This is a genomic window from Verrucomicrobia bacterium S94, assembly GCA_004299845.1.
Taxonomy (GTDB): Bacteria; Verrucomicrobiota; Kiritimatiellia; order Kiritimatiellales; family Pontiellaceae; genus Pontiella.
This window is the reverse complement of record CP036201.1, coordinates 387,185-404,146: the sequence shown is the minus strand read 5'-3', so window position 1 is coordinate 404,146 and position 16,962 is coordinate 387,185. Positions and strand designations below refer to the sequence as shown.

At 53.3% G+C, this 16,962-nt stretch carries 14 protein-coding genes; 5 read left to right on the top strand and 9 right to left on the bottom strand.

Going from position 1 to position 16,962, the window contains the following annotated elements:
* Positions 1–21 precede the first annotated feature (21 nt).
* From EGM51_01760 to EGM51_01740, 5 genes are read left to right on the top strand one after another with little or no spacing between them, the layout of a single operon-like run.
* Positions 22–699 carry a prepilin-type N-terminal cleavage/methylation domain-containing protein gene (locus tag EGM51_01760; protein ID QBG46189.1) on the top strand — a complete coding sequence of 226 codons (678 nt, stop codon included), beginning with the start codon at positions 22–24 and terminating at the stop codon, positions 697–699.
* Positions 696–1,148 (top strand): hypothetical protein, encoded by a 453-nt coding sequence (locus EGM51_01755; GenBank protein QBG46188.1) that lies wholly within the window; start codon positions 696–698, stop codon positions 1,146–1,148. The genes EGM51_01760 and EGM51_01755 overlap by 4 nt, the downstream gene beginning before the upstream one ends.
* Complete coding sequence (locus tag EGM51_01750) at positions 1,148–1,915, top strand: prepilin-type N-terminal cleavage/methylation domain-containing protein (protein ID QBG46187.1); 768 nt, start codon at positions 1,148–1,150, stop codon at positions 1,913–1,915. Before EGM51_01755 ends, EGM51_01750 begins: the two co-directional genes overlap by 1 nt.
* Positions 1,912–4,155 (top strand): hypothetical protein, encoded by a 2,244-nt coding sequence (locus tag EGM51_01745; protein ID QBG46186.1) that lies wholly within the window; start codon positions 1,912–1,914, stop codon positions 4,153–4,155. The genes EGM51_01750 and EGM51_01745 overlap by 4 nt, the downstream gene beginning before the upstream one ends.
* The gene (locus EGM51_01740) at positions 4,097–5,071 is read left to right on the top strand and encodes a polyprenyl synthetase family protein (GenBank protein QBG46185.1); all 975 of its coding nucleotides are present in this window, start codon (positions 4,097–4,099) and stop codon (positions 5,069–5,071) included. Before EGM51_01745 ends, EGM51_01740 begins: the two co-directional genes overlap by 59 nt.
* A 3-nt stretch (positions 5,072–5,074) precedes the next feature.
* On the opposite strand, the gene EGM51_01735 is transcribed toward EGM51_01740, so the two are convergent.
* The 9 genes from EGM51_01735 to EGM51_01695 form a co-directional block, all read right to left on the bottom strand.
* Positions 5,075–7,546: a glycoside hydrolase family 2 protein gene (locus EGM51_01735; protein QBG49219.1), complete on the bottom strand. Its 2,472-nt coding sequence runs from the start codon at positions 7,544–7,546 to the stop codon at positions 5,075–5,077.
* A 23-nt stretch (positions 7,547–7,569) separates the two neighbouring features.
* Positions 7,570–8,457, bottom strand: a complete 888-nt coding sequence (locus EGM51_01730; protein QBG46184.1) for a glycosyl hydrolase family protein — start codon at positions 8,455–8,457, stop codon at positions 7,570–7,572.
* 10 nt (positions 8,458–8,467) lie between these two features.
* On the bottom strand, positions 8,468–8,686 hold the full coding sequence (locus EGM51_01725) for a DUF4976 domain-containing protein (GenBank protein QBG46183.1): 219 nt from the start codon (positions 8,684–8,686) through the stop codon (positions 8,468–8,470).
* Positions 8,641–10,104: a sulfatase gene (locus EGM51_01720; GenBank protein ID QBG46182.1), complete on the bottom strand. Its 1,464-nt coding sequence runs from the start codon at positions 10,102–10,104 to the stop codon at positions 8,641–8,643. The genes EGM51_01725 and EGM51_01720 overlap by 46 nt, the downstream gene beginning before the upstream one ends.
* A 79-nt stretch (positions 10,105–10,183) precedes the next feature.
* Entirely contained in the window at positions 10,184–11,809 is a 1,626-nt protein-coding gene (locus EGM51_01715) for a sulfatase (GenBank protein ID QBG46181.1), read from the bottom strand.
* Between the two features lie 70 nt (positions 11,810–11,879).
* Complete coding sequence (locus EGM51_01710; protein ID QBG46180.1) at positions 11,880–12,635, bottom strand: glycosyl hydrolase family protein; 756 nt, start codon at positions 12,633–12,635, stop codon at positions 11,880–11,882.
* 68 nt (positions 12,636–12,703) lie between these two features.
* Entirely contained in the window at positions 12,704–14,188 is a 1,485-nt protein-coding gene (locus EGM51_01705; GenBank protein QBG46179.1) for a sulfatase, read from the bottom strand.
* Positions 14,189–14,291: 103 nt separating this feature from the next.
* Positions 14,292–15,791: a ComEC/Rec2 family competence protein gene (locus tag EGM51_01700; GenBank protein QBG46178.1), complete on the bottom strand. Its 1,500-nt coding sequence runs from the start codon at positions 15,789–15,791 to the stop codon at positions 14,292–14,294.
* Positions 15,792–15,836: 45 nt separating this feature from the next.
* Positions 15,837–16,958 (bottom strand): hypothetical protein, encoded by a 1,122-nt coding sequence (locus EGM51_01695; protein ID QBG46177.1) that lies wholly within the window; start codon positions 16,956–16,958, stop codon positions 15,837–15,839.
* Between the last annotated feature and the right edge of the window lie 4 nt (positions 16,959–16,962).

Below are 16,962 nucleotides of genomic sequence, written 5' to 3'. Positions count from 1 at the left end.
CCGACCGCTATCTTTGCACCCATGCGGATTTCCCCTTCCCAATCAAAAAACGCCTTCACTCTGGCCGAACTGCTGGTCGTTATTATGATCATCGGCATCCTCTCTGTCATCACACTGCCGATGCTCTCCGGCATCACCGGCCAGAGCAGATTGGAAGCCGCCGCCAATGCCCTGCACTCCGCCGCTAAACTAGCACGCCAGCACGCCGTAACACATAAAGAACCCACCTATCTCATTTTTCACGACGACATCACCGATCCGGAGCAGGCCTACCAAAGCTACGCCGTTTTCGCCATCGATATCTCCACCCCCCCGGTTACACGGAATGACGGCTATTTTGTCAAAGACTGGGAACGGCTTCCCGATGGCATTCTTATCGACCCCGATGCCAATTCCTCAGAAAATATTTTTGAAATCGGGAACGATCCCTGGGACGGTGCGCTCAACAAAAACAACGAACTCAAAATCGGCGACACCATCTACATCACTCTCGGCTTCAAACCCACCGGCGAAATCGCCTCTGCCAGTCACCACATTCATCTTGCCCCCGGTACGGTCATTAACGGCCGACCGGAAGTGTTCAACCCCTGTTCCGGCAAACAGATTCATTTTACAACCTTTGGGAAAAGCATGATTCTGGACACCCGCTACGGAGAAACCGACGACGACTTCCAACTCCTGGGAGATACCGCAGAATGAAAAAATACGGCTTCACCCTCATGGAAATCCTGCTTACCCTGCTCGTCATCAGCATCGGTGTCGTCAGCCTCATCGGTCTGCTTGTATCCACCCTCGACACCCATCACCGCACCCGCGACGACCTGCACATTGTCAGCTTTGCTGACCTGGTACTCAACCCTCTCCACTCCGTCGACTGGAATATCCTGTCATCACTACCCGAATCCATCACGCTGCCCGATTACGACGGGACAGCAGTCGACATTGAAACCGGCAGCACCGCCCGCTTCACCTCCTTTGCTGAAGGACGGAACGGCACCGCCGCTGAGCGGTTCACCGTCACCTATCAGCTTGACCTTGCCCACAACCGGAACAGCATCACCGCAGAACTGAAGGTCTGGCCCGGCTACACCGCCGAAGGAAACCCGCGTATTTTCCAGACCCGGATTTACAACTGGAGGAAAAAATAATGCCGCCCCGCTCCTCCAGAAACGGCTTCACCCTGCTGGAACTCATGGTTTCCCTGGTCATCCTCACACTCGTGGTGCTGATGATTTCCCGCATCTTCACCACCAGCACCTCGGCAGTCACACGCGGAAGCCATGATGCACTGCTCGATGAAGCCGCCCGCTTCGTGCTCGATAATCTGCAGACCGACATCAGCCAGGCCCTTATCCGCACCAACGTCCCTTTCCGCGTCGATTCCGTATCCGTCGGCGACGCTCTCTACTTCATCTCCACTGCCACCCGCCGCCAGCTTCTCGGAATGCCGCGCGATCTCGCCCCCGTTCAGATCCGCTCCAGGCAAAGTCTTGATCTGGTTTCCGCTCTTAACCGACGCGTTGTTTTTGAATATATCGCCAATTCGCAGGTCGGCACGCAGGCGGCACGCAAAAACCTGATCCGGCAATCTGACTACTACGACGGCACAAAACCCGACTTTCAATCGGACCGGGAATATACCGAGGAACTCGAAGATGCCGACGGCCTCACCGCACAGGCGGTGCTCACCTTTATGAATTTCCGCATTAACGGCAATCAATCCAACTCCGCTCCGCCGCGCTTCGTTGACATCATCATCGGACTGTGTTCCGCCAATGACATGCGGCAGGCTATGCGTATTTATAAAACACGCGGCGACGACGAAGCGGAATATTTTCTCGCCATCCACGAACGGGTCTATACCCGCAGAATTCATATTCCGAACCTTGGAACATCCCTGCTGGAGTTTGAATGAACCGTCGACCGCCAACCAAAGAGGGTACCGCCCTGATCATCGCCCTGGGTTTTCTTGCGCTGCTCACCGTCATGATCCTGGCCTTTGCCGCTCGCAGCCGGACCGACCGGCTCGCCGGCCGGCACTATCTGGAAAACGCACGCACCACTCAGCTGCTCCACACCGCGCTTGCGGATGCCATGGAAAATATCGACGCTACCTTCGGCACCAACTATCCCCACCGTTTAGCCTTCGGCTCCGGCAACGGCACCGGTTTCTTCATTTCCGGCAGCGTGAACCTTTCCACCGAAGAGGACTACCTTCCGCTGGGCAATCCCCCGATCAGAACCGCATATGAAAATGCACGGTCCACGGCGGAATGGATTCCGGTTTCTGTAGACGGCACCGAGATCGGACGCATAGCCTATGTGGTCGTGAACACCTCCGGTCTGCTGGATGCCAACAGCATCGGCAATGTAAAAACGCAGCGCCGTGACGGACGTTCACCCGCAGAACTCATGCTCTCTCCTGAACTGCTGAACGAACTCAATGTCTCTGCCCAGCTGATTGATGCCGATGGAAACAAAACCCCGGCACCGGATACCGGCACCGCATTTATCCATAACCGCGATACCGCCTGGAAACGTTTTGAATCCCTGCGCGATATCCTCACCCTCAACACATCCGCACGCGGCGGAGTCATCGGCGGCGATATCGCATCGTTCAACACATACTCACTATACCCTTCAAACCGCATGAACACACTGCTGCTGACGGAAGATACAGATGCCGACACACTGGAAGAAGTATTAACGGAACAGTGCGGTTTTTCGGACAAAGAAGCGGAACAGCTGGCAGACAACTATTTCGACTATATAGATGCCGACCGTATTCCACGCGATCTACACGGTTCAAGTCCCGAAGCCGTTCCCATGATCAATGAGATCCGGCTTGATAATGTGGTATTCGAGCACAATGTCATCGATCCGACCAATGTTCATTACGAAATTTCCGGCGAACTGTACGTTGAAACCTGGTATCCGTTTGAGCCGGATCCGCCGGAGGAGATATTCCTGGATATTACCGCAGCGGACATCACCGAAACCTCATCCACCGATTCGCAAGCGGGCAGCATCGAACTTCTCGATGGAGAGGATTTTACCGGACAATCGCTCTACACCACGTTCGTCGTCGCTTACACCAACATGTCCAAAGCGGTGATTTTTCCTTTAACCGAGGTATCTTCAAGTACCGATGGTGCCTTCACGGAATATCTCTTTGCATTCGATTACGACACAACCCTGAAACTCGGGATTGCCTTCGGTGAAAACGAAGACACCGATCCAACCGCACTCTATTTCCTTAATGAAACCGTTGAAATCAATACCGATGAACCCGTGGACCGCGTCGAAAATATCGAACTGGAGCTCCCTGCATCGGCAGAGAGTTCAGATTCCGGCGTTGCATACAGCTGCCGTGATCCGCGAATCAACCATGATTTTCCGGCTCACTGGCTGGAAATGGATGCTACCCCCAACGCGGTCAATGATATTGATGACTGGGGCGAAGAAAGCGATCTGACCGACAAGAGCACCATTCAGTTTTATGTCGCCAACCAACCCATGACCAACGCCGCAGAATTCGGTCATCTCTCAACCGGAAAACCGTGGGATACCGTCCGCCTTTACGCCGCCGGCGAGCCCCCCGATCCCGTGCTGGATTATTTTCACACTCCGGAGGATCTGACCAACACGCCCGTTCGCCCCGGCTGCATTAATATAAACTCCCCTCATTCCAACGTTCTGGCCACTGCCTTCTGGCAGGCCCCTATCGACGATGCTACAGAAATCACAGCCGCACAGGCGGAAATTCTCGGAGCCAATCTGGCCCGGGAAACCGGCCGAAAATGGGAAACCCGCTCACATGCCGGTTATGCACTCGCCGACAACCTTCCGGACTGGGGCCTGCTGACCGATGCACAGAAAGATTCCGTCGTGGCCAATACTTATCGCCTCTTCGGCTGGCGCGACACCTCCTACACCATACTGCTGCTGGCCCAGTCCGGAACCGATATGAATGGGAACGGACTGAAAGACGACGAGATCCGCGCCTCCCGTCAGGCGGTGGTGCATGTCTGGCGCGACCCGCTGACGCAAACCGCCGCCGTCACCTTTTTCGGTCTCTCAGACACCCTGCGTAACGATGTTGACGGCGGGGCCGACAGCTGGGGAACCCTGCTCAGCGCTTTTGCACCGGAATAGTTTTCCGGAGATTGAAAGTTTCCAACCTCTGAAAATTTCCCTATACACAGCCCCCATGATTACCAATTACCTTAAAGAGAAACAGGCTCTGGTCGACCGCACCATCGATCAATTACTCCCCCCGGCAGACGTTCGTCCAACCCTTCTGCACCAGGCCATGCGCTACAGCGTACTCAACGGCGGAAAACGCATCCGGCCGATCCTTGTCATCGCTGCAGCGGAAGCGCTGGGGAAAACAACCGAGGAGATAATAAAAGCGGCAGTCTCCGTGGAACTCTACCATTGCTCCACGCTGATTCACGACGACCTTCCCTGTATGGACGACGATAATCTGCGTCGTGGAAAACCCACCTGCCATATTCAGTTCGGCGAAGCCAACGCGGTACTGGCCGGCGACGCCCTCATGATTATGGCCTTTGAACTCCTCGCAGAACACGGCAATTCCCGGCTCGGCCTTGAACTCGCCCGTGCCGCCGGCTCACGCGGCGTAATTGCCGGACAGGTGGAGGATCTCGCCGCAGAAGGCAAAACCCCGAATGCTGATCTTGTCGAATTTATTCATCTGAACAAAACCGCCATTCTCATTCAGGCCTCCGTCCGTATGGGCGCCATTGCCGCCGACGCAACCGAAAAAGAACTTGAACAGCTCAGCCGTTTCGGGCGGAAAATCGGCCTGGCCTTCCAGATTGCCGATGACATTCTCGATGAAATCTCCACCGATGAAATCCTCGGGAAACCGGCCGGCTCCGATGCTGAACAGCATAAAATGACCTATCCCGCCGTACACGGCATGGACACCGCTCAGGCCAAAGTCCGCTCACTGACCTTCGATGCCATTGCGGCACTGATGGAGCTAGACCGCGACACCAGCGCCCTGAAAAGCATTGCCGAGTTTCTAATGAACCGGACGTTTTAGGCCCTATTGCTGTTGAATATGAACCGTTGCTCCCTTTAGTCCTTCAACAGAAGCTTCAACCACCACATCGCCTTTTGTTTTTCCCGCCTGAAGAATCATCAGGACTCTGCCCTGATCGGTTTCACAGCTGTCGGACTGAAAAGGCTGAACGCTTGAAGAGTTTCCATTGTCGACGCCGATATTGCGGGCATCGCCCTCCACGGAAAATCTGACCCGATGCGCCAGATGCCGAACCGGCCGTCCTTTTTCATCAACGATTTCAGCCACACAATGCACCACATCCCGACCATCGGCGCGCAAACTTTCCTTATCCAGCTTCAGTCGAACTTCAGCCGCTTTGGCAGCCGTATGCAACGTCTGAATCGCGGCAACCTGTCCTCCGTTTCGACCAACCGCTTTCAACGATCCTTCTTCAAACGGAACAATCCATTTCAGCAGACGGTCTTCATGATCCGCCAGTTTCCGGACGCCCAGCGATTTACCGTTCAGAAACAGCTCGTTTTCCTCGCAGTTGGAATAGAGCTCAATATAAACCCATTCACCGGCTTCAAAATTCCAATGGTTGGAAACCTCCGGCCACCACCATTTTTTATCGCGCGGATTTTCCGGATTCTCAACAACCTCACCATCCTTCAGCAGATAGTTGGAAGCAGCCTGCGGCTGAGCGGCCATATAAACCATCGGCTCATCCTCTTTCCAGAAGGTCTTAAAGAACCAGTAACGCGGTTTGCGGAATCCGGCGGTGTTCAGCATTCCACTGGCCGTCGAACGCTTCGGCCAGGCTTTTGATTCGCCGAGATAGTCGATTCCCGTCCAGAGAAAGACCCCGGCAATATGCTCATTTTCCAGCACACTTTTCCATTCTTCCCACTGCACCCAGTTTTCGGTGCCGCAGATCATTTTTTCCGGATAGTGTTTATGTCCCCACTCATTAAGTACCGTACGGTAACTGTAGCCTACAATATCCAGCGCATCGGCATATCCCGAAAAATGACTGACTGAAGGCATCACCATATTCGCCGTTACCGGACGGCTGGTATCAAGCGCCTTAATCCAGCGCGACAGATCGGCCGCCTGCTCCGCCAGAATGTGCTGCCCCTGACGTTTCTGCGAAACGGAAAAGCGCTCCCGGATTTCCTCAGCCGAATACGGAGGGAGATCCCAGTAGTAACTTACATCATTCTCCTTATCCCAATAGCCTGTTGCATCGGCATATCCCGCATAAGTCCACTCAATCTCGTTGCCGATACTCCACTGAATAATTGACGGATGATTCCGATCTCGCCGCACCATGGCTTTGATATCCTGCTCGGCCCATTCTCCGAAAACCTCCGAATACCCCCGGGTTAAATCATCCACATCTTTCGCATTGAAATTATGGCGCTTGTCTTTTGGATTAAACCATTCATCGAACGCCTCATCCTGCACCAGAAAGCCCATACGATCGCACAGATTCAGAAAAGCTTCCGACGGCGGATTATGGGCCGTCCGAATGGCATTACAGCCCGCCTCCTTCAGATAACGCAGACGACGTTCCCAAACAGCATCCGGAACCGCCGCTCCCACGGCTCCTCCATCGTGATGCAGACATACCCCTTTAATCAGCGTATGTTCTCCATTCAGAAAAAAGCCCTTGTCCGGATCGTTATGAATATCGCGTATGCCGAAACTCGTCGTTGCTGAATCCAGCACCCGATTCTCCGCAACCAACTCAACCTCTGCCCGGTAAAGATACGGATTGTCCGTATCCCACCGTTCAGGATGTTCAACGGTAAACTCCAGCGTTCCGACGGCCGAAGCTCCGGCCGCCAGATCCTGATTCAACGTCCGGAAACCGACGGATTTCCCTTCCGCATTCTGCAGATCCGCCTTCACCAGAACCGGCACTGCTTCAGTGCTCCGGTTTTTCAGTGCAACCTCAACATACACCTGGTTGCCCCGCGTCGTTACAAACAACCCGTACTGCTCAATATGCACCGGCTCATGCGAAACCAGTTTCACATCGCGGTAAATCCCGGATCCCGGATACCACCGGCAGTCCAGGTAGGCAGAGCGATCCACCCGTACGGCCACCACATTTTTCCCGCCATAGTTTAAATATTCAGTCAGCTCATAGCTGAACGGAATATACCCGTACGGCCGCTTTCCCAGATAATGTCCGTTAACCCAGACCTCGGAATTATTGTAAACCCCGTCAAAATCGATCCGGTAAATCCTCCCCTTTCCCGATTCCGGAATTTCAAAGCTTTTGCGGTACCAGCCAATACCGCCCGGCAGGAATGCCGTACAGCCGCCGGTCTCATTGGTGCTGAAAGCATGCTCCACACTCCAGTCATGCGGAACATCAAGTCTGCGCCATGCCGAATCATCAAACACGGCCGCCATTGCCTCCGGAGCATCACCCGGAAAAAACCGCCAGTCCGCCGAAAAATTCCGACTCACTGCACCCTGCGCCGCCCATCCGGCGGCACACATCGCCGCTGCCGCAACTTCAGCTCTCACTCCGCATCATCCTTTACCAAAGTATAAGCCCGGACATAGTCGTAATAGGTGGTGTTTCTTGAATCATCCAGAATCTGTTCCTTTTCCGGAAGCACCTCCCAGTCATAAATCTCGCAAACCAGATTTATAAACATTTTCTGATCAAACGGCGCCGGATCCTTTTCCGTTGAAACTTCGATGGTCTGCACATGCTCCCCATCGAGATAAAAATGCATGGTTTTTGCATCCACCCACCAGCAGCCGTAGGTATGGAAGTCCTCATCCACATTACTGCCGATATCGTATGAAGCCCCCTTCTTCACCACTGGATATTCCCCATCAACCTTTTCCTCATTCAGGAAGGTAACATGCGTATTGGAGCGGAACTGATGTTTAAAATCCGGCCAACGCTGTGCATCGCCGATACATTCCTGAATATCAAGCTCCGTCCGCTTGCCCGCCTTTTCCGCACTCTCCCGCGGATTCATCAGCCAGAAGGTGGATGACGTGCGCAGGCCGGAAGCTTTCATGCGGGTTTCATAATAACCATAGCTTGCCTCCTGTCCTTTCGACTGAATTGCGCCGCAGGCAATCCACCATTCTCCATCATCTCCGCGGGGCGGATCAAGCAGTCCGATTTTAATCTGAAGGAACCCATCATCCACCCGAACCGTCTCCGGAACAAACAGCCCCGGCACACGCCCTTTCCAGCCCGGGTAGTGATCATGCCACTTATCATCATCCAGCTTTCTTCCATTAAATTCATCGCTATACGCTTCATTCAGCACCCACTTATACCCTTCCGGAGCTTCAACCGGAGGCGGCGGTGGTGCTGGTTCACGGGAAGCCATCGCTCCGGCTCCGGCAGCAAGACACGTAACGGCAGACAACATCAGCAATTTCATTATTTTCTCCTTATTCTTCCGGTTTCAGATCAGCAAACGTACCCGGCACATTCTGCAGCATTTTTTTAAGCTTCTTCTTCATCTGCTCAAGCTTGGCCTGATATTCCGGATTACCGGCCAGGTTGGTCGTCTCACGCGGATCGCGTTTCAAGTCATACAACTGATCCGGATCATAGTAGTTCTTCACAAACGGTGCGGGCGGCCAGCCGGAAACCTGAAGTTTCTCCATAAAGTCGCCCCCGGCGCCATACCCATCTGGAGATATTTCGCCTCCGGATCGAGCTGCCACATTTTATTGCCAACCGTCCAGGGGTGCTGCTGATTGATCTTCGCCAAGGTTGCTTTATGCTCCGCCAGCCGCTCTTCCAGCGGTTTTTCGAGATAGCTCTCCGGAATACGGAATGCGATATATTTATAATCCCCGCTCACAACCGCCCGCGTCAGACCGATTTCCAGATAAAGCGCATCCCGCCACGCCGTTTTTTCCCCCTTCGCCACCGGCAGCACACTCATTCCGTCCAGCACCATATCGGCCGGAGCTTTCACCCCGCAGGCTTCGAAAATCGTCGGAGCAATATCAATGTTCGAGGCCAGGTGTTCATACGTGCCCGGCTTCACTACCCCCGGATAATTCACAATCATGGGAACATGTGCCCCTCCCTGATAACACGAACCCTTTCCACTGTCATCGGTGCCGTTATCATTGAAATAGATGATCATCGTATTATCCGCCAGATCCAGCTCTTCCAGTTTGTTCCATACCGTTCCAACCACATCATCCAGCCACGTCGCCGCCTGCAGTTTCGGATCAGTAACCCCCGCCGCTTCAGCGCGTCTGATTACATCTTCGCGCGAGGGCATAATTCCGGTAATCGGCTCCGGCAACAGACCTTCGGGGCTTAAACGCGGATCAGCTTTCAGCGACTCATGCGGATGCGGACTGTGCATCAGCGTCGATGCATAATAGAGCACAAACGGCTCATCCTTATTCTGCTCAATAAATTCCAGCGCATGCTTCGTCTGCCACTCCACCGCATGCACATTGCAACCCGTTTTGATCAATTGTTTATCATCATTCGAATTTCCGGCATAAACCCCGCCCGCGTAGTCGAAACCTTTATCCCGAATGCCGGCACAGACCACTTTCTGGTTATGCTTCAGCGCCGCAATGGTTTCCGGATCGGATGGATCGCTGTTCGGCACCTGCTTCCGGGCCCCATGTTTATTACTATGGCCCACATGCCATTTACCTACCATGCCGGTTTTATAGCCGGCTTGCTGCATCACTTTCGCAAACGTCCATTGGTCATCGCCGATCGACATGTTCCACAGGACTTTCGTAACCCCTTCCGCGCTGGTGCTCCGACGAAACACTTCGCTGCTGCACCGGCTGGCATACTGCCCGGTCAGCACGGAATAACGACTTGGAGAACAAACGGAACTCGATGCATAGGCATTGGCAAAATAGGCCCCGGTTTCCGCCAGCCGGTCAATATTCGGTGTATGTGCCTTCCCGCGGATAAACCCGAATGAATCCATTTTCTGATCATCCGTATAAAACACAATTACATTCGGCTTCTTTGCAGCCAAACCGGATACCGCCACACAGGCCATTACAACCGGCAATAAACATCGTTTTTTCATCATTTCTCCAATATTTAACTCCGGAGAACGCTGCTCTGGAGCTCCCGGAGTTCTGTCATTTTATATGCCGCCTGCAGCCGGTTTAATCCTTCAGCCCCGGATAGGTGCCCGGCACATCCTCCAGATATTCCACCAGCAGTTTCTGCATTTTTTCCAGCTGCGCCTTATATTCCGGATTCGTTGCAAGATTTTTGGTCTCGGTCGGATCCTGCCGAATATTAAACAGCTGATCCTGATCAAAATAACTCGAGGCCCACGGCGTATTTTCCGGATCTTTCAACTGCCAGCGCTCAAAAGCAAAGCCGCCCGGCTTCATGCCCAGCTGAAAATACGGCGCATCTTCCAGGAACGGATATTCGTCCGCCATCCACGGATGCTCTTTGAGCATGGGACCGTAATAATATTCCCGGGCCTCCTTCACACGCTCTTCTTTCGTGCGCTGCAGGCTCGGCGGAACATAAAAAGCAACATAGCTCCACTCTTTCGTGCTCACCGAACGGGTCAATCCGATTTCGCTGTAAACCGCTTCACGCCAGTTTTCAGGCGATTCCCCCTTCAGGATCGGCAGCAGACTTTCTCCGTCGAGAATCATATCTTCCGGCGGTTCAATTCCGGCCATTTCAAAAAAGGTCGGAGCAAAATCCACATTCTGCACCAGTTCCTGCGGACGCGAGCCCGGCTCGATAACACCCGGCCAATAGGCCATAATCTGCGTACGGACACCACCCTGATAGCAGGTGCCTTTGGAATGATATTCCATGCCGTTATCATTGAAATAAATAATCAGTGTGTCTTCTGTCAGCCCCAGCTCTTCGAGTTTATCCTGAATGGCTCCTATGCCGTCATCGAGCCAGGTCGCCGCACGGTTACGATCCGGAATACCGGCTGCTTTAGTACGCTCCAGCACCGATTCGCGGGAAGGCTGAACACCCGTAATCGGTTCATCCAGAATGCCCATACCGCTTTTACGCGGGTCACCGGTCAGCGAAGCAAAAGTATCCGGCACATGCATCAGCGTCGGAGCAAAATAAAGATACCACGGTTCATCCTTATTCTGCTCGATAAAATCAATGGCGGCTTTGGTATTCCATTCCTGGTTGTGCACGTTACAGCCGGTTGCAACCAGCGTCTTATCATCATTCGGATTACCGCCGTAAACGGCCTGGGTGAAATCAAAACCGAAACGTTTGATCTCCTTACAGAGAATCTCCTGATTGGAATGCATGATCTTTTTAATTTCGGGATCATACGGGTCAGCCCCCTTCGGAATATCATTATTGATCAGGTGCATCGTTCCGTTCAGATGCCATTTTCCGGTAAAACCGGTTTTATAGCCGGCCTGCTGCAGCACACGCGGGACATTCGGCTGGTTGTCCACAAAACCCAGATTCCAGAGAATGCGCGTTACACCATCTTCAGTCGTTCCCTCTTTAAAATACGGTTGCGGACAGCGACTCGCAAACTGGCCGCTCATGCAGGTGTAGCGGCTGGGCGAACAGACACTGGATGAAACAAACCCGTTTTCGAAATACATCCCCTCCCGGGCCAGACGATCAATATGAGGGGTCAGTGCCTTCCCGCCCAGGAATCCGAACTGTTCCTTAAACTGATCATCGGTAATAATGAACAGAATATTCGGCCGGCGCTTTTCCGCTCCTGCCGAAACCGCCAATACCAACAGAACAAACATTGCTGCTATTTTTTTCATTTTTCAGTCTCCATAGATCCGGAGAACGATATACATCAGGAGCCGCACGGGCTCTCGTCCTCCCTACTGATTAATACTCTTTCTGACGCCACGACCGGACATAATCAATTTCATACACAGCCGGCAGCGTGGCATCGTCCGGCAATCCGCCAAACCACTCATTGGCCTCAACATTCAGATTCATTTCCAACGGCTGAAAATACATATCGTTGTGCCGTTCACGCACCAGTTTCCCATCAAAATACCACCGGATAAACGTCGGCGACCACTCACAGGCATAAACATGAAAATCATCCTTCAGCGGAACACCGAGATCATGATAACTCGGATCCTTCAGATGGTGTTCCAGCGTCCCCTGATAGTGAGGCCCCCGAAAATAATGGACATTCGGCTGCAGCAAAGATCCATACTTCTCCGTTCCGGCCGCTACCTCAACAATATCGATTTCAGACCACTCCTCGCGCCCCGCGTGTGTCAGCCAGAAACAGCTGACCTGGGTTGACGGCATCAGTTTGGCCCTCATTTCGAAATAACCGAACCGGCAGCGATCTTTACTCCGGACAAACCCGGAAATATGGGTGAATCCGGAAGGAAGCTTACGCCGGGCCGATGCCTTGGAATCAAAGGCACTGATCCGCAGCATTCCGTTCGAAACAGCTACGCAATCCGGATGAAACAATGTCGGCGGGCGGCCGCTCCACGTGGGATTGTGATCATACCACTTTTCCGGATTGAGCGAATCCCCATCAAACTCATCGGTCATCGGCTCAAACACCACCCACTCCTTTCCTTCCGGCGGATCCGCCAGAACAACCGAACTGAGCATACACAGACCACTGAATACACGAAACACATCCCTTTTCGTGCATTTCGGGGTTATCCCGGCCGATCCAATCACTGGATCACCACCGGTTTCGTTTTCTTCGCTTTTTCCAGCTGCGATTGATACAGCTCTTCATACATCTGCAGCCGTTTTTTCTGGTACTCTCCCGCCTGCAGAAAAACATTAGCTGTATTGCCGGCGTTCCACTCGTTCCACAGTCTCGCAAGTTCTGCCTGCTTTTCCGGCGCTTTGCCCAGCAGGTTCGTGGTCTCATACGGATCATTTTCCATATCGTAGAGTGCCACCATTTCCCCGCCCCAGTTTTCCTTGAGATATTTCCCGGTCGGCGTGCGTACACACCAGGCCATGCCGTCTCTCACCCGCCAGAATAGCGCATCGTGCGGAGACCCTTTTTTTCTGCCCGAAAGATATGGCGCCAGATTCACCCCTTCGAGTTTCGGTTCCGATGCATCACCGCCGCCCAGAGCCACAGCCGTTGCAGCAATATCGAGAGAAGAAACCAAGCCATCAAATTTCCCCGGCTTTGGAATACCGGCCGGCCAGTGAACAATGTACGGCACATGGCTTCCGCCCTCATGCATACTCCCCTTGCCCTTTTTAAACCGCCCGTTGTTCGCCCAGTTTTCATTTTCATGCCCCGGCTTCGGCGTTACACCGCCGTTGTCGGAAAGAAAGAAAATCACGGTATTGTCAAATTTTCCGCTTTCCTTTAACGCATCCACCACCATACCGATGCCTCGGTCCATTTCATCAATCATCGCCGCATAAACCCGCCGGTTCCAATCTTTGATATGGGTATATTTTGCAATCGTCTCCTTCGGAGCCTGCAGCGGTCCATGCGGCGCGTTATAGGCCAGATAAAGAAAGAAAGGCTCATCGCCCTGTTTAACAAACTCCGCCGCATCGCGACTCAGAGCCGTCGTCAGATATTCATCAAATTCACCCGCCTGATCATTGCGCATCAGCGGCAGATAGCAACCCTCGTTGGCACTGTAGTGCGGGTTTCCGTTCTTCAGCAACAGCGGAAACGCAGTCGTCACGCTATCCGGGAAATAGTCGTGTCCACCAGACAGAAAACCGTAGAAATGGTCAAATCCACGATTGTTCGGATGAAACGGATGAGATGCCCCCATATGCCATTTTCCGATAATGCCGGTGCGGTATCCCGCCGGTTTGAGACGTTCCGCAATGGTCTTTTCCGAAAGCGGGAATCCGCTGTGCAGATCATACGGAGAATACGTGATGTTGATCTCCAGCCCGAACCGCGCCTGATAACGCCCGGCCATCAGCCCCGCCCGCGACGGACCGCAGTACGGATGCGTCACATATCCGTTTTCACAGACAATGCCGTTTTCAGCAAGCTGGTCGAGACGAGGCGTGAAAATCTCCTTCGATCCCGTGAATCCGACATCCATATACCCGAGATCATCCGCCAGAATAACCAGGAAATTCGGCTTTTCAGCCCCCTGTACAGTCAACACACTAAACACCGCAACAGCGGCAATTTTCATCAAACGTTGCATCAGCCTCTCCATTTATGCCCCCAGGAAACGGGGAAAATTTGTTAACAGTAACAAATCGACATGTAAATAAATTTTCGGACACAAAACTATCATCAATTCCACTACTGCTGCCGATTCATCCACCGAACAGAACAAGACACACGGCACACAAAGCACAACCGATAGCCACTTCGCGCTGTCGTCGGGTGGTACAGGCTGTAAAGATTGCAACCTGACTGCCAAGCCACAGCAGTACTGCAATAAGCGAAGGCGGCTCCACCGCCCGGTTCCCCCCCGGAATCCAGTCCAGAAGATGCACACTTCCGAGTAGCAGATCAATAAAAACGGCCGCCGCATGATTGAACACCGAAGATACAAACGGCAGCACAATCGAAAGCCATCCGCACAACACAATACAGAAAGTCAGCGGTACGACAATCAGATTACCCAGGAGCGCAATGGGCGAAAACCGACCGAAAAACAACGCCGTCAACGGAATCGCGGCCGAACCTGCCGCAACCGAAGTAATCACCAGCGAAACCGCATAGGTTTTTATCCATGGGCCCTGCACCCAATGGCGCGGCACAGCAGAAAATGCCATCACCAGAAACGACACCACTGTAAACGAAAAGATAAAACCGGGCGACAGGATTTCCAAAGGCTGGAAATAAAGAAGGACCACAGCAGCAAAAGCAACCGAACTCGGAATATCAGGCTTTCGCTTAAACAGCGGAGCCAACAGGAAAACCGCTGCCATGAGCAGTGCGCGCAACGCACTCGATTTCATGCCGGTGGAAAGCACATAAAGCCCGAGCAGCGGAATAAGCACCAGACCGAATTTACCCCGGGGCAACCCCAGCATTTTGAGCACCAGTGCCAACAGAAATCCCACAATACCGACATGCAGGCCGGAAATGGCAAAAATATGCATCGATCCGGTGCGCTTAAAAACATCAATCGTTTCGCGCGGCACATCCTCGCGAAAACCCAGCACCAGCGCTTTAAGTACCGCAAGCTGCACAGGCATCCTCCTCATCCCCTGCTCCAGTCGCGGCGCCAGGGAATCGCGCAGGGACCGCCCCCATCGCCCCGGCGAAAATCCGCCGCCGCGCTCAAGCCGCTTCCAATTACCGGCCTTGACCTCAAGCTCCAGACGGTTTTTGCCGGGAAACGTCTTTTCGGCCAGCCATCCATGAACCAGAAGCAGATCCCCCGTCTCAAAATCGATATTCACTGGTGCAGCATGTATCTGCAGATCAATACTGCCGCTGGTGGTTTTCCACTTGTTGGAAACCGCATATTCCAGACATTGGACCGGGAAAGTCCACGTCCCCTCAACTCCATCTGGATAGGCATAAAACCGCGGTTCTCCAGCAATACGCCCTTTCACACCGGCACGCACATTGAGCATTTCAGTGCGGTTGATCGAATCCGCAGCCAGATCAGGATCGGTCAGGCCGAAACGCAGAGCCGCCGTCAGAGCGACAACAGCAAAGATCGGCACCTCAGATTTCCGCATAAATATGAAGGCTGTCCCGACCGATAAAGCGGCTGCGGAAAAAAGTAAAGACAGCGGAAAAATACCGGTAGATGAAGCCAGCATTCCGGCAGCCGTAGCAAGAGCAATCCCGACCATGGGCCGACGCGTCTGGGCTGGACCGTTGAGCGGAATGCTGTACTCCTATTTTCTGCTTAAAAGTTCGTGATATATCATCCGGACATTGTACTTGAACGTAGAGAACGAATAGCGGTCCGCAATCAGCTGCTGCGCTTCGGTCACCAGCCGGAGAGAAAAAAGCGGCTCACGAATCACACGCAGAAGTCCCTCGGCAATAGCATCGGCGGTGCGTACAACCGGAAACGAATTTTCTTCCGTCAAAAATCCGCCGTAATCTTCTTCCTGAACCACCACGAGTGGAGCCGGCGAATGAAGCAGCGTAAAAATGGCCGGATCGCAATACGGCCGGTTCGGCGGAGGCAGCCACAGAGCTGCAGAAGCCGCATTCAGAATATCCAGAAACAGACCGGTTTCAGTAAAATCAAGAAAACGGCAGCGCCCTTCAATATCAAGATTCGCCGCCATTTTAGGTGCCTCCTCCCCCGCTCCTCTGAACACAAACGAGAGCCCGGGAACGGCATCCATCACTTTGCGGGCGGCGATCAGAAGCATGCGCAGTTCGGATGTTGTCAACGCCGAAACCGACACCGCCACAACACTTGAGGTCTCCTGCGCAAATGCCGAAAAAAGCACTGCGCGATCCGTCGTCTCACGGCCGCTGAACAGCGACTGAACCGGAATATCTTCAATCCGCACAATCGGGGCGGTATGCTGCAACGCTTTCAGCTCCGCCTCCAGCGTCGGACAGGAAACCAGCACTACCGCAGCACGGGCCAGCAGTTTTTTCTCTACCCGGACATAGTGAGTGCGGAACCATTTCCAGCGTCTGGAAGGCGGACGAGCTGACTTTCCGGTAAACGTCCGTGCCGCATCGTAGACATACGGTAGCCGCCGTAAGGTACAGGCGCGCATGGCCCAGACCGCTGCATAATCAATCGCGTGCACCGCATCGTATTTCATGGATCCGGTCGCTTTAAACAAGGCTACACGCAATCTTCTGAACGAAACCGGGGTGCCGGCATCTCCTTCAAGAACACGCATATTGGGATGCGGAGGCAGATCGAAATACGACGCAATAATATCAATCCGGTGCCCCGCTTCAGCCAATGCACGTAACATGGCTGCCGGCCGGCAGGATTCATCCTCCAGCGTCAGTTTTCCAAAAGTAATAAACAGAATCTTCAAAATA

Bases quoted from the DNA above. Each gene is read 5' to 3' on its own strand.
- EGM51_01760 (QBG46189.1), top strand. From the start codon at position 22: ATGCGGATTTCCCCTTCCCAATCAAAAAACGCCTTCACTCTGGCCGAA.
- EGM51_01755 (QBG46188.1), top strand. From the start codon at position 696: ATGAAAAAATACGGCTTCACCCTCATGGAAATCCTGCTTACCCTGCTC.
- EGM51_01750 (QBG46187.1), top strand. From the start codon at position 1,148: ATGCCGCCCCGCTCCTCCAGAAACGGCTTCACCCTGCTGGAACTCATG.
- EGM51_01745 (QBG46186.1), top strand. From the start codon at position 1,912: ATGAACCGTCGACCGCCAACCAAAGAGGGTACCGCCCTGATCATCGCC.
- EGM51_01740 (QBG46185.1), top strand. From the start codon at position 4,097: ATGTTGACGGCGGGGCCGACAGCTGGGGAACCCTGCTCAGCGCTTTTG.
- EGM51_01735 (QBG49219.1), bottom strand. From the start codon at position 7,546: ATGTGTGCCGCCGGATGGGCGGCGCAGGGTGCAGTGAGTCGGAATTTT.
- EGM51_01730 (QBG46184.1), bottom strand. From the start codon at position 8,457: ATGAAATTGCTGATGTTGTCTGCCGTTACGTGTCTTGCTGCCGGAGCC.
- EGM51_01725 (QBG46183.1), bottom strand. From the start codon at position 8,686: ATGGAGAAACTTCAGGTTTCCGGCTGGCCGCCCGCACCGTTTGTGAAG.
- EGM51_01720 (QBG46182.1), bottom strand. From the start codon at position 10,104: ATGATGAAAAAACGATGTTTATTGCCGGTTGTAATGGCCTGTGTGGCG.
- EGM51_01715 (QBG46181.1), bottom strand. From the start codon at position 11,809: ATGAAAAAAATAGCAGCAATGTTTGTTCTGTTGGTATTGGCGGTTTCG.
- EGM51_01710 (QBG46180.1), bottom strand. From the start codon at position 12,635: ATGCTCAGTTCGGTTGTTCTGGCGGATCCGCCGGAAGGAAAGGAGTGG.
- EGM51_01705 (QBG46179.1), bottom strand. From the start codon at position 14,188: ATGGAGAGGCTGATGCAACGTTTGATGAAAATTGCCGCTGTTGCGGTG.
- EGM51_01700 (QBG46178.1), bottom strand. From the start codon at position 15,791: ATGGTCGGGATTGCTCTTGCTACGGCTGCCGGAATGCTGGCTTCATCT.